Annotated in this window: 7 protein-coding genes; 2 read left to right on the forward strand and 5 right to left on the reverse strand. The window is 69.2% G+C overall.

Translation table 11 applies throughout. The annotated features are described in order from the left end of the window. Positions 1 to 2: 2 nt before the first annotated feature. Positions 3 to 2,285 carry a (Fe-S)-binding protein gene (locus ABD355_RS39940; RefSeq protein WP_344406064.1) on the forward strand — a complete coding sequence of 761 codons (2,283 nt, stop codon included), beginning with the start codon at positions 3 to 5 and terminating at the stop codon, positions 2,283 to 2,285. Between the two features lie 63 nt (positions 2,286 to 2,348). Here ABD355_RS39940 and ABD355_RS39945 read toward each other — a convergent pair whose 3' ends face one another. From ABD355_RS39945 to ABD355_RS39955, 3 genes are read right to left on the reverse strand one after another with little or no spacing between them, the layout of a single operon-like run. Continuing rightward, entirely contained in the window at positions 2,349 to 2,675 is a 327-nt protein-coding gene (locus ABD355_RS39945; RefSeq protein WP_344406065.1) for an antibiotic biosynthesis monooxygenase family protein, read from the reverse strand. A gap of 56 nt (positions 2,676 to 2,731) precedes the next feature. After that, positions 2,732 to 3,676, reverse strand: coding sequence for a YhjD/YihY/BrkB family envelope integrity protein (locus ABD355_RS39950; RefSeq protein ID WP_344406066.1), 945 nt, complete (start codon positions 3,674 to 3,676; stop codon positions 2,732 to 2,734). A gap of 7 nt (positions 3,677 to 3,683) precedes the next feature. Then, a complete protein-coding gene (locus tag ABD355_RS39955) occupies positions 3,684 to 4,214 on the reverse strand; it encodes a hypothetical protein (RefSeq protein WP_344406067.1) in 531 nt (176 codons plus the stop codon). Between the two features lie 204 nt (positions 4,215 to 4,418). Here ABD355_RS39955 and ABD355_RS39960 point away from each other — a divergent pair, with 204 nt between their 5' ends. Further along, a complete protein-coding gene (locus ABD355_RS39960; protein WP_344406133.1) occupies positions 4,419 to 5,687 on the forward strand; it encodes an FG-GAP repeat domain-containing protein in 1,269 nt (422 codons plus the stop codon). 226 nt (positions 5,688 to 5,913) lie between these two features. Here the strand turns inward: ABD355_RS39960 and ABD355_RS39965 are convergent, their stop codons facing one another. Beyond that, positions 5,914 to 6,159, reverse strand: coding sequence for a DUF2283 domain-containing protein (locus ABD355_RS39965; protein WP_344406068.1), 246 nt, complete (start codon positions 6,157 to 6,159; stop codon positions 5,914 to 5,916). 2 nt (positions 6,160 to 6,161) lie between these two features. Then, the gene (locus ABD355_RS39970; protein WP_344406070.1) at positions 6,162 to 13,232 is read right to left on the reverse strand and encodes a polymorphic toxin-type HINT domain-containing protein; all 7,071 of its coding nucleotides are present in this window, start codon (positions 13,230 to 13,232) and stop codon (positions 6,162 to 6,164) included. Between the last annotated feature and the right edge of the window lie 446 nt (positions 13,233 to 13,678).

Here is a 13,678-nt window from a genome sequence, read left to right on the forward strand (position 1 = left end):
AAATGCAACTCGCCGCGATCATCGTGTCGCTGGTCCTGACCGTGGTCGGCGTTGCGCTGCTCGCACGCGCCATCGGTCAGTTCGTCCGGTACTTCAAACTGGGCCAGCCGGTGCCCGCCGGCACTCGGACCGACAACCCGTACGCGCGCAGCGTGACTCTTGTCAGGGAGTTCCTCGGCCACACGCGGATGAACCGCTGGGGCATCGTGGGCTTCGCCCACTGGTTCGTGGCGGTCGGCTTCCTGACCCTGCCGCCGACCCTGGCGCAGGCCTTCGGCCAGCTCTTCCAGGCCGACTGGACGCTGCCGGTGATCGGCGACTTCCTGCCGTTCGAGATGTACACCGAGTTCATCGGCGTGATGACGACGATCGGCATCCTCGTCCTCATCGCGATCCGCCTGTCGAACCTGCCCTCCCGCCCCGGCCGCAAGTCCCGCTTCGCGGGCTCCAAGTCGGGTCAGGCGTACTTCGTCGAGTACGTCATCCTCACCATCGGCCTCGCGATCTACGTGCTGCGCGGCCTGGAGGGTGCGATCCACCACGTCGGGGGCTACGAGGCGTCGTACTTCGCGTCGTACCCGCTGGTCCTGGCCTTCAAGGGCCTCGGCGTCTCCGCGCTGCAGAACCTGATCTACCTGGTCGCGATGATCAAGATCAGCACCTCGTTCATCTGGATGATCGTGGTGTCGCTGAACACCAACATGGGTGTGGCCTGGCACCGCTTCCTGGCCTTCCCGAACATCTGGTTCAAGCGCAACGCGGACGGCTCGACGGCCCTGGGCGCCCTGCAGCCGATGACCTCGGGCGGCAAGCCGATCGACTTCACCGACCCCGGTGACGACGACGTCTTCGGCGTCTCCCAGGTCGAGCAGTTCTCCTGGAAGGGCCTGCTGGACTTCTCCACCTGCACGGAGTGCGGCCGCTGCCAGTCGCAGTGCCCCGCCTGGAACACGGGCAAGCCGCTCTCCCCCAAGCTCCTGATCATGTCCCTGCGCGACCACGCGCACGCCAAGGCGCCCTACCTGCTCGCGGGTGGCGGCAAGTCCATGGAGGGCGAGGAGAAGGCGTCCGAGGAGCAGCTGAAGGACGTCCCGGCCGCGGCCCTCGCGGAGGCCGAGCGACCGCTGATCGGCACCGCCGAGGAGAACGGCGTCATCGACCCGGACGTCCTGTGGTCCTGCACCACCTGCGGTGCCTGCGTCGAGCAGTGCCCGGTGGACATCGAGCACATCGACCACATCGTCGACATGCGCCGCTACCAGGTGATGATCGAGTCCGCGTTCCCGTCCGAGGCGGGCACGATGCTCAAGAACCTGGAGAAGAAGGGCAACCCCTGGGGCCTGGCCAAGAAGCAGCGCCTGGAGTGGCTCAAGGAGGTCGAGTTCGAGGTCCCGGTCGTCGGTCAGGACATCGAGGACCTCACCGAGGTCGAGTACCTGTACTGGGTCGGCTGCGCGGGCTCGCTGGAGGACCGCGCCAAGAAGACCACCAAGGCGTTCGCGGAACTCCTCCACATCGCGGGCGTCAAGTTCGCGATCATGGGCGGCGACGAGAAGTGCACCGGTGACTCGGCCCGCCGTCTCGGCAACGAGCCCCTGTTCCAGGAGCTCGGCATGGAGAACGTCATGGCGCTGAACATGGCGTTCGGCGAGGAGCTGGACGACGACGGCAAAGTGGTCCCGGAGTCCGCCAAGCCCAAGTCGGCGAAGAAGATCGTCGCCACCTGCCCGCACTGCCTCAACACCATCGGCAACGAGTACCCGCAGCTCGGCGGCGACTACGAGGTCATCCACCACACCCAGCTGCTGCAGCACTTGGTCGACGAGGGCAAGCTGGTCCCGGTCACCCCGGTCGAGGGCATCATCACGTACCACGACCCCTGCTACCTGGGCCGCCACAACAAGATCTACACGCCCCCGCGCGAGATCATCGCGAACGTCCCGGGCCTGCGCAACGAGGAGATGCACCGCCACAAGGAGCGCGGCTTCTGCTGCGGCGCCGGCGGCGCCCGGATGTGGATGGAGGAGCGGATCGGCAAGCGCATCAACAACGAGCGCGTCGACGAGGCTCTTTCGCTCAACCCGGACATCGTCTCGACGGCCTGCCCGTTCTGCCTGGTCATGCTCACGGACTCGGTGAACGGCAAGAAGAACGACGGCAAGGCCAAGGAGTCCATCCAGGTGGTGGACGTGGCCCAACTGCTGCTGGAGTCGGTCAAGACCCCGGTGGACCCGGCAGGCGAGCAGGCGTCGGAGAGCGCACCGGAGCCGGAGCCGGTCAAGTAGTCCGTACGCACTCGACGGCGCCCCCTGTCTCCTACGAGGCAGGGGGCGCCGCCCTGTGCGGGCCTACACGCCCTTGGGCCCCGCCGACTGCACCACGTCGAACGACCACAGCGTCGAGCCGGAGGCCGCCGGCTTGGGGCGCTCGGCGCCCTCGCCGCCGCCCTGGTGGGCGGACTTCATCGGCCCCTCCATCCAGGCCTGGAAGGACGCCTCGTCACGCCACCGCGTGTACACCAGGTACTGGTCGGTCCCCTCGACCGGCCGCAGCAGCTCGAACCACTCGAAGCCGTCCGAGTTCTCCACGGCGTGGGCCCGCGAGGCGAACCGCTTCTCCAGCACCTCGCGCTGCTCGGCGGGCACGGTCAGTACGTTGATCTTGACGACGCTCATACCCGTATCCTGCCGCAAGGACCCCACCGGCATCACACGCAGGCCCCTGGCGCGGCTCAGTCCTTGGGGCGGTGGTGTGTGACCTGTTCGCGCGCGGTGCGCCAGCGCATACGCGCTTGATCGAGGATGCTGTCCCACTGGCGGCGGATCTCATGATCCGACGGCCGGCTCCCCGCGCGGATCCGGGTGAGTTCGTCGTGCATCTCCCGTCCCAGCGCTGCGGAGGCCACGATCACCAGCATCGCCGCGAACAGCGCTGAGATCATCGCGAAGACGGCGCCGACCGCTCCGTACCGGGCGGCGTAGGAGTTGAACAGCCTCGGCAGGTACACGTTCGCGCCCACCGAGTAGGCCGCCGTCAGTACCGCCGCGATGATCCCGAAGGGGATCAGCTTCGACGGGCCGATCCGTTTGCCGGACAGGATGCGGCCGCTCCAGGCGAGGAAGACAGCGGTGACCGGCGCCTCGGACAACGCCGCCGCCAGACCGAGCCGGCCCCCGCCGAGCATCGCCTGGATCCAGCCGAGGACCGCCGCGTAGGCGCCGAGTCCGACGATCCACAGCAGGTCGTTGCGTGTGTTGCGCACGCTGAGGGGTTTGAGTTCCCAGGCCTGTTCGAACAGGCGCTGAACGGCTCGGGCGAAGCTCAGCGTCGAGATCGTCAGGAAGACCACACCGAGCAGGCCCACGCTCGCACTGGCGCCCTCCGGCGGGTCGAGGAGCATGTGCACGGCTTCGGCGCCGCTACCGGTGAGGTGGTAACGGTTGACGATGCGCTCCGCCGCGTCGTAGTGCACGACGCCGCTCAGGACGGCGCCGGTGAGGATGGCGAGGGGGACGAGTGCGGTCAGGGCGCTCGAGGCGAGGGCGATGGAGCGGTCGAAGCCCACGATCTTCTGGAAGCGGTTGACGACCCGCAGGGCGAAGGCGGGACGGAGCCAGAACGTCAGTGTTCTGACAAGGCGCTCGCGCGTGATGGCGCGTCCGGCGACGCACGGCATGCCGTGCCTAGTAGCGCAGGGCCCTGGCGACTTCGGCGCGGACGGGGCCGGACAGCTTGCGGTTGCTGCGAGCGGTGGCCTTGCCGTCCTTCCCCGCCCCGACATCGCTGAGCGTCACCACGGTGGTGTCCAGGAGATTGCCCCCCTCGTCACGGAAGTCGATCTGGACCAGGAACGACTTCGCCGAGTCCGCGCTGTTGTGCGCACTCACCGCTACGGTGCTTCGCCCCTCGGCATCCGGGGCCGGGGCACCCAGATGCACGTCGTCCTTGGCGTTGATCGCGTTCTTCACCTCGTCCAGGCGCCGCTTGGCCTCAGCCGAGGCCGACGCCAGCGCGGAGGCGCCCTGCGAGGCCAGGGACGGCACGGCGGAGGAGACCGCCGAGGCCACCGAGGAGGCGGCTGAGGCCGCTTTGCTGTGGCTGGTCGACGGCGTCCCCGAGTTGTCGGAACAGCTGGTCGTGCCGGCCCCGACGCAGGCCGTCAGCAGCACAACCGCACAACACCGGGTGATCCTCTTCGTCAGACGGCCTGCCATGTCTTCTCCCCTGTGGGACCGACGGATACCGACTCCCAGTCAAGGACGCCCGGCCGGTGGCCGCACCCCGCACAGGGCTGCGCCGGCACACTTCACCCGTATGGCGCGGCCCGGGGCTGTCACGCCACCTCGAACACATGCATCATTGCCCAGGCGTTGTCGACGGTGCTGACGAGGTGGACGGTGCGCGTGCGTAGAGGCGGAATGTGTACGGCGGCGGCCCTCTGCGGCAGCCTTCTGCTCGCCGCCTGCGGCCCCGGCGGGGACACCGGAGCGGCCCGCCCCACCCCCGCCCGGATCGCGCACGGCCCGGCCGAGCTGCCGATCCCCCACGGCAAGGGCAGCAAAACCCCCGACGACTTCAACGGCGACGGCCACCGCGACCTCGTACTCGACACACTCGTGAAGGCCCAGAGCCACGCCGACGACGCGGGCATCGGCGTCGTCTACGGCAGCGCGCGCGGACTCACCCCGGGGGCGCGGCAGTTGCTCAGCCCCGCCAGGTACGCGGCCCGCACCAAGGGCCGACTGCCCAACGTCTTCGACGCGGAGGCGAGCTGCGACCTCGACAGGGACGGCTTCACCGACCTGATCGTCTCGACCGATCCGCCCTACGACGGCCAGGGCCGCCCCCCGGTACCCCTCCAGATCCTCTTCGGCTCCCCCCGCGGCCTGACCCGCGCCGTGAAACTCACCGTCCCCGCCGTCGCCCGCTTCGGCAACGACTGGCCCGACCAGCCGGTGTGCGGCGACTTCGACGGCGACGGCGCCCAGGACCTGGTCCTGCACGCGTCCGGGGAGCGACTGAGCTATCTGCGCGGCCCGTTCGGCCGCAAGGGCACCCCCCGCGCGGCCGGCGCCCCCCTCCCGTCACCGGGCGAGGTGCCCACCGGCCCCGCGGCCGACGTCGACCGCGACGGCTACGACGATCTGGTGGTCCGTGCGGCGGAGGGCGCGAGCAGGGCGTCCGTCGTCCTCGGCGGCCCCGCCGGCCCCACCCGCACCGGCACGGTCCTGCCCGTGGGCCTCGACGTCGCCCTCGGCCGCTTCGGCAGGGGCGCCGCCCTCGACGCGGCGGTCGGCACCCTGGACGAGACGTTGCTGCGGTACGACCTCCCGGCCGCCTGCCGCGGCACCCTCCGCTCCCCCGGCTCCCTGCTCGACGCCGCCGACTTCGACGGCGACGGCCTGAGCGAACTCGTCTCCAGCGGCTCGGGACTTCGGGTCTTCCGAGGCCGTACGACGGGGCTGTCCACGGCAGGCACGGTGACCGTGGAGCCACCGCCCCGGGGCACCACCCAGGTGCTGGGCGTCGGTGACTGGGACGGGGACGGCAGGGCGGACCTCGCCGTGCGGACGTACCGGGGCGAGACGAAGGACATGGTCGCCGTCTATCCCGGCAGGAAGAAGGGCCTCCTGACGGCGAAGCCGGCGGTCGCCTTCTCGACGTCGGAGTTCCTGGCGGACGACTGACGTCACGGCGGCCCCGGAAGTCAACTCGGTCGTGACCGTGGGGCACGTCGAAGGGACTGGACTTCACCAGGCGCACGGTCGTCACGCAGAACAGCCCGGGTGTCGAGGGCGCCGCGGAGGCCAGGGGCATCTGAAGAACGACGGGTGCCGCCGCCCCCCTCCGACCTGCGTGGCCGCAGGGACGGCGAGGGACGACGGCACCGTCTTCAGGCCGGTCGTCAGTCGTTCATCCGGCGTCCGTGTCGAGCCGCTTCGCGTGGTCGAGCAGGTACTGGGGCACCTTCGAACGAGCCGCCAGCACCTCCACACCGATCAGTCGGCCGTCCTCGTCGAAGTCGAGGTTGATCATGCCGCCCACCTCAACGGGATCGCAGGGATACATGCGCGCGACCGCAGGCTCCGATCCCGGTTCGGCGAAGGAGATGTACGCCGCATTCGCCTGCCCGTCGTAGGTCACCCTGACGTCCGCCATGGTCACTTCGCTTCCCGGAGACGGTTGATGTAGGCCTGATCGACGTTGGTCATGACCGTGTTGACGTTGCCGTCGACGGTCTTGGCGACGAATATCTTCGAATCCGGGTCATAGTAGCCGATCTTGTACTGGTCATCATGCTTGTAGGAGAAGGGCGTTCTCTCCAGCACGGCCTGGGCGTCCTCCTCGGAGACGCCGCGTTGCTGCAGACGCTGCACGGCATGGCGCGTGAAACCGTCGGCGCCGACGGTCTCGTCGGGAACCTCTCCCCGGGCGACCGCGTCCCAGGCCGCCTCGCTCTCCGAGGCGACCGCCTCGCCGCCGGCCTCGCCACGGGGCACGGCCGGCTCTCCCCAGTTGCAGTAACACTCGTCCGCGTGCTCGGAGATGCCGCACGAGTTGTGCACCAGCACCGGAGTTCCGCCGGCCATCACGTAGTACGTGTGAAGTTCCTGGACGGTGAGGTTGTACATCTCCGCGGCCCCGGGGCGCACGGTGACGGCGTCGATGCGCAGGTGGCCACCGGTGGGGGTGACGAGGGCATGCCCCGGCTTGATTCGACCGGCCGGGATCCAGGCGTGAAGGGTGGCGTCCCAGAACGGGTGGCGTGAGGTGGTGTGGAGGGTCGTCCGATGGCCGTCGGTGCCGCGGATCGTGACGTCGACCAGGTCGTCGTCGCGGTGGACCAGCCGAGCGGTCACCTTGCGGGAGCCACGGTGCTTCCCGTTGGCCGGGTCCGCGCTCTCCACCCGGTCACCGGGTTTGATCCTGCCGATCGGTTTCGTCTTCCGGCCGGCCATCAGGACGGGTGTCTTCGGGTCGAAACTGCAGAAGGGAACGCCCTCCACCGCTGCCTGCATGGCGACTCCGGCAGCCAGGTCACCGAGTGACTGGCACAGGCTCACGGCCTCGCAGGGGTTGCTCGGGACGTGCTTGATGTCCGTCCAGTTGTGGTAGAAGTGCTGGAATCCCTGGCAGGAACTGGTCCACAACAGGTCCTCACCGGTGCAGCGCTCCCGGAAGTAGAGCTCGACGTTCCGCACCGGGGAGAGGTCCGGACGGTAGGTCCCGTAGTTGACCATCATGTTGACGGTGGGCACGGGATGCGCCGAGTTCCAGGTCTTCAGGAGCTTCATCGGCGGCAGATAGCCTTCGTCCCCCGGCGCGTCGTAGCTCGTGCCGTCGTAGTCCGGTGACGCGGGGTCGTTGTGCGACTTGTACGTTCCGTACGTGCCGTTGCTGCCGGAACAGAAGTGCGGGTAGCACGACTCCAGACCGGTCGGGTCGGCGGAGGCGACGGGGTTGTCGGCTGCGTAGGTGTAGCCGCCCAGTTCCTGTGGGTTGGTGGCCTCCAGCACCGGGTCGACGCTGATGAAGCTGCCCAGCGCCGGGTCGTACTTACGGGCTCCGACGTCGGTGTAGCCGGTGCTCTTGTCCTGGGGTTTGCCGAGGTAGGAGTGAGTGGGGTCGGGCCAGGCAGTGGTGTTGGCGCCGGTGCGCTGCTGGCCGTAGGGGGTGTACTCCTCTCGGGCGACCTGCTGAGTGGTGGCGTCCATCGCCAGGGTGGCCGTGCCGTGCGGGTCGCTGAACAGGTACTTCAGCCCACCGCCCGGGAGGCTGGAGCGTACGGCCACGGGCATTCCGGTGCCGCCGTGACTGTAGGTGCGGACGGCGCCAAGCAGGACGTTCGGTGTGGCAGTGGTGTCGACGACGATCTGGGTGTCGCCCGCGAAGAGGGTGGTCTGACCGGGGTCGCGGCGGATGAGCTGGTTGCCGTCCGCGTCGTAGAGGTACTTGGTGGTCGTGGGACTTGCACCCGTGGTGTCCACCTGGGCGAGATGGCTTTCGTCGTCCCAGGTCAGGGTCTGGCCGGGGCCGGTGGTGGGGGTACGAGTGTGCAGGTTGCCGTCTTCGTCGTAGGTGAAGCCGGTCGGGTTGGTGCCGCCGGTGGTGGCGGTGAGGGTGTGGGGCTGGGCGCCGGTGCGGTTGCAGGCCGCCGTGCAGCCGTCGGTGTAGGTGGTGGTGGCCGTGGTGCCGGAACCGCCGATGGCGTGGTCGACGCTCTGGTGGCGGTTGCCGATGGTGTCGTAGCTGAAGGACTGCCAGTAGGAGCCGGCCGTCGTGGCAAGGCTGTTGGAGGTCGGCGGGTTTGCGGCGCAGTTGTCGTTGGCGGTCCAGGCGTCGGTCAGCCGGTCCAGCGCGTCGTAGCCGTAGCACTGCTGGTCGGTGATGGTGTTGCCGGTCTCCGACTGCTGGTCGGTGGCGGAGGTCGGGTTGCCGGAGGCATCGTAGGTGTACTTGGTGTCGTCGACCGCGGGGCCCGGAGCCTGGGTCCGCTCGACGAGGCGCTCGCTCAGCCGTCGGGTCTGGTCGTCGTAGGAGTACGTGGCCCAGGCTGGGTTGGTGGACGCTCCGAACGTCAGCCTCGACGGTTCGCCGTAGTTCGTGTAGACGGACGCGGCGACGTAGATGTTGGCGCTGCTGCTCGTCTTCAGCGGGTTGCCCAGCGTGTCACGGCCGTAGGTGATGACCTCGCTGTTCAGGCCCTGGGTACGCGGGTCGGTCTGCGTCGCCGGCAGCTGGTCGCGCGTGGTGTAGGTGAGCGTGGTGGTGTACGTCGACGGCAGCGGTGCCTCCGACGCGGGCAGGGTGATTCTGGTGCCGGTCGGTTTGCCGAGGGTGGTGTAGCCGGTGGTGGCGACGGTGTAGCCGCCGGTCACGCCCTGGACGTAGCGCGTGGAGGAGGTCGGCAGGCCGATGCGCAGGGTGTCGTAGGTCCAGGAGGCGAACTGGAAGTCGGACTTCGCGTGGTCGGTGGCGGTGAGCTTGCGGCCCAGGAGGTCGTAGGTGTAGTCGAGTTCGACCTGCTTGGCGTCGGTGGCGGAGATCAGGTTGCCGGCGTCGTCGTAGCCGTAGCTGCTGCTGCCCGCGTCCGGGTCGGTCTGGGACTTCTTGCGCCCGAGCAGGTCGTGGTCGGTCTTCCACACCGTCTTGTCGGGGCCGGTGATCCGGTTCTGCCGTCCGGCGGTGTCGTAGCCGTAAGTGGTGGCCGAGGTGGTGCCGCCGGTGGCGGTGAAGCCGGTCGCCGCGGTCCCGGTCAGACCGGGCGGGGCGGTGTACTGGTCGAGTTCGGTGGTCTGGCCCCGGGCGTTGACGACCGTGGTGGTGGCCACGCCGCCCTTGGGCGGCACGACGGTGGTCCGGTCTCCGGTGGTGGCGGTGGCGGTGGACCGGGTCCTGGCTCCGTCGTGTTCCTCGGTGACCAGGTCGGCGCGGCCCTGTCCGTCGTAGTCGGTGACGGTGGTGTCGGGGATGGAGACCTGGGAGACCGAGACCAGCTTGCTGCCGGGGCTGCCGCCCACGTTGTACGCGTTGTTGGTGGCGACCGTCCACCCGTGCGAGTCGTACTGGGTGTCCGAGACGGTGGTGCTGGAGTTCTCCGCGGTCGCCTGGACCTGCAGCGGGCGCAGCATCGCGTCGTACAGCGTCTCGCTGGTCTTGTAACTGCCGTCGTCCAGGAGCGTGTTGGAGGCGACGACCGACGGTGCCGACTGGGACAGGGTGTAGCTGTAGGTCATGTTCGCCGGCGCGCTGTTGGCCTTGATCTCGTTGGGCAGCCACACTCCGGTCTGCCGGCCGAGGGCGTCGTAGGTGAGAGAGGTGAGCAGGCCGGCCGGGTCCGTCTTGGAGACGGGCACGGCCCGTGCCGGGTCCAGGGTGTTGCCGGCCAACTGGCAGTCCTTGGACGAGGCGGTGACGGCGGAGCAGTCCACACCGGGCGTGACCTGGGTGATGGTGGTGCTGCCGGTGGGAAGCGCCCCGGTGGCCGGCGTGTAGGAGGTGAAGACGGTCTGGGCGAGGCTCTTGCCGTCCGGCGAGGTGGACTTGGGGGTCCGGGTGACCTTTGTGGCGCGGCCGTAGGAGTCGTACCGGGTGGCGGCCTCGTCGACGAAGGCGGTCGCCGCGGCGCCGCTCGCGGCCGACGCCTGCTGGACGAGGGTGACGTCACCGGTCTTGGGCAGGGCGGGGTTCTGCTGCCCGTCGCCGTCGTAGGCGAAGGCGTTGGTGTCGTACGACGTCCTGGAGTCGGAGATCAGGGTGCCGCCGGGGGTCGCACCGGCGGCGGAACAGTCCTGAGCCGTGGTGATGGTCTCGGCGGGCAGCACCAGGGTGGCCGGAGTGCCGGTGAGGTAGCGGGTGTAGGTGCACTTGCCGACGTTGTCGCTGTCGGCACTCTCGCCCCGGTCGTCGACCTGCACCGGCATACCGGTCGTCGACTTGCCCAGGGTCGTGTTGTAGAAGGTGTCGGTCTCTGTCCTGCGCCAGCCGTACGAGACCGCCTGCCGCGTCAGCGTCTTGGCGGGGCGGACCATCAGCGCCGTCAGGTCGGGCAGTCCGCTGCGGCTGCGGCTGGCCGTGGGGCCGATGATCGTGGGCACGCTGACGACGGCCTTGTCCAGGCTGCCCGTGGCACTCGTGTAGGTGTCGGTCTCGAAGGTCTGGCCCGCCAGGGCGTTGTCGTCGGCGACCGAGGTGGCGCCGTCCTGGCTGGTCAGGTCGGGCACCGAGCGGGTCTTGCCACCGGGCAGGGTGTCGCCGTTCATGCCCAGGAAGTAGTACGTCTTGGTCAGCGTCCTCTGGTCGTGGACCTTGACACCGTCGGTGAGGTGGAAGACGTTCGGGTCACCGGTGGTGACGTCCACTTCCGGGTAGCCGCGGAACTGGCCCCAGGTGCGGTTCTTGGCCTTGACGAGCTCGTTGTCGTCGTAGCGCCAGCCGGGATTGCCCTTGTAGGCGTAGTCCGTCTCCAGCTCGGGCTGGGTGCCGTCCTGGTAGGAGTTGTTCGGGTCGATGGTGACGACCGAACCGACCTTGTACTTGTAGAACCAGTCCATCCACGGCGCCGGCTGACCGTCCGGCGTCCAGTACACCGGGAAGCAGGACAGGGTATTGGTGGAGGCGAAGGTCTTGGCCGCCGCGTCGGTGGGGTCGTTCGGGTCGCTCGCCGGCGCGCTGGAGCAGTCCGGTCGGTCGTAGCTGACGGTCGTCTGGGCGCCGGTCTCCGTGGTGACCGTCTGGATCCGGTCGTGGTACATCAGCGGCATCTGCGGGATCGTCCCGACCCGGTTGGGCAGCTGCAGCGGCGGGTCGAAGCTCACCGCCGGGGTCGAGGTGCTTCCCGAGGCACCGCCCAGGGTGTCCAGTCCGGTGTGCTGGACGGAGTCCAGCCACAGAGTGGGGGCGTGGTCGCCGCCGTCGGGGAAGGACTGGACGAAGCTGTACTTGTCGACCTGCTTGGTCGCACCGCCCACCTGGATCTGGGTGGTGATGGAGGTCAGGCGCTTGCGCGTCCAGAAGCTCGGGCCGTGGTTGGTGCAGCTCGTCGAGCCCGAGGTGCAGTTGAGATCCACGGGGACGTCCGGCCAGTAGGCGGCGTTGGCCACGGTGAACTGGCTGTCCGCGCAGGTGTTGCCGGACGGGGTGCCGGGGATGCAGCGCTCGGCGGTGGCGAAGAGGACCTGCTCCGGGGCGGTGCCCGAGTAGATCGTCGAGGACGTCATGCCGTAGTCGATCCGGGACAGGGTGCCGCCGCGGACGTACGACACCGCGGTGTCCTTCATGTCCGCGCCGTAGTAGCCCGTTTCCGGCGAGTAGTACCAGGCGGTGGCGTTGCCGTGGGTGTCGACGACGTAGTCCAGGTTGAACCGGTAGCCGAGCGTGCAGGAGGTGGCGGCGAAGTCGGTGCTGTCCGGGCAGTCGGACACGCCGCTGTGCGCGTGGTAGACCGGCTCGGTCCACACGGACTTGGTCTCGTCCTTGCCGCTGGTCCATCCCGGCAGGCGGTTGCGGCCGAAGAAGTACTGCACTCCGCCCTCGGTGACCTTGAAGTACTCACCGTTCGCCGTGCCGTTCGTGGCGTCGGTCAGGTCCTCGATCCTGGTGCCGGCGTCGTCGTCGGCGGGGCGGAAGGTCTTGGTCGTGTCGTCGTAGACGATGTCGGTGGACTTGCCGTTCAGTGACAGGGTGAGGATCTGCCCCGCCCAGCACTGGTCGCCGTCGTTCTTCGGTGCCCCGGACGCCGAGTCGTCCTTGCAGGGCTTGTAGGTCCGCTCGACGTAGTTCTCGGTCGAGGCCCAGCCGTCGCCCAGCCAAGAGGACTGGTTGTTGGTCCCCTCGGTGCGCGCGTCCTGGGTGGAGGAGCTGTAGGAGAGGTCGACGTTGGGCACCGCGCCGCCGATCGCGGGCGGCACCGAGATCGGGTAGCTGTAGGTGAACGCGCCCGTGTTCCCCGAGGTCGACCAGGATCCGCCGGGCGACAGGCTGGTCGCCGAGTAGTCACCCGACGAGCCGGAGGTGCCCGAGGTCGCGGCCATGACCACCGTCGCGCCGGACGCGGCGGTCGCCGAGCTCGACAAGCCGGCGGCGCCCGGCAGCACCGCCGCCGGGCCCCCCACGGTGACCTGAGCGGACAGCGGCGTGCCGGGGTTGGTGCGCACGGGGGTCTGCGCCTGGCACTCGGCCAGCTTCGGCGTGGTCAGCGCGCAGGCGGGAAGCTGGACCAGGTGCAGGCGGGAGGCGAAGTCGCCACCGAAGGCGTAGCGGAACGACGAGTCGTCCACCCGCACCGCGATCCTGCCGCTGCCGGGAGAGGTGCGGTGCAGGGTGAACAGGACGCCGTGCACACCGGCGGCACGGGCCGCCTTCTGGTCCAGCACCGACACCCGCACCTGCTGCGAGCCGACGACGCCGGCCGACCGCGGCTGAGCGTCGGCGGCACCGAGCAGGACGGGTGTGGATCCGGCCCGCACCTGCGGCGCCCTGACGCCCGCGGGGGCAGCCAGGGCGGGCAGCGTCACCACGGCGTCGGCCGCCGCGGGCAGCTTCGCGTGCCCGGTGGGATCGAAGTGCCTGAACCGCTTGGGGGCGGAGTGCCGCTTGGGTGTGGCATGGGTGAACGGGATCCGCTTGTCGCGCGGAACGGCGGGAGCCGTCACCTGCGGCCCCGCCGCCGGAGCCGCCGTGGCCACTCCGGCGGGCAGCAGGCCCACCACCAGGACACCGGCCGTCGCCACTGCCGTGCGACGGATCCCCCGGGCGCCCCAGGCGGCCCAGCCACGTCTCCATCTCGATGTCCGCGCCACGATGCGTTCCCCTCCCCCTCCTCAAATCGCCCAACTTCCCATCAGACTGAGCAATTTGAGTGCATGACAGAGCGGAGGCACACCTCATTCCGGCCCCCCGCGGATCATCACGCTAGGTCCTGAGTTCGACACGACATGCAAAGGATCTCCATAAGAAGAACAAAGGAATCACCCCAGCGGGAACGCAAGTTGATGCACATGCGTCAAAAGCGGACCTCGAATGCCCCCTCGTCCACCCGTTGTTGATGGACCCCGCTCACATCGGCCCCACACAATGCACTGCGGCGCGGGCCCACGGGGGGACCGCCTGAGACCCGCGAAGGATCCCAACCTCCATGCCCGCCTTTCGCATACGCATGCGCATGTCCCGACGCCAC

This window comes from Streptomyces longisporus (assembly GCF_039532765.1).
Lineage (GTDB): Bacteria > Actinomycetota > Actinomycetes > Streptomycetales > Streptomycetaceae > Streptomyces > Streptomyces longisporus.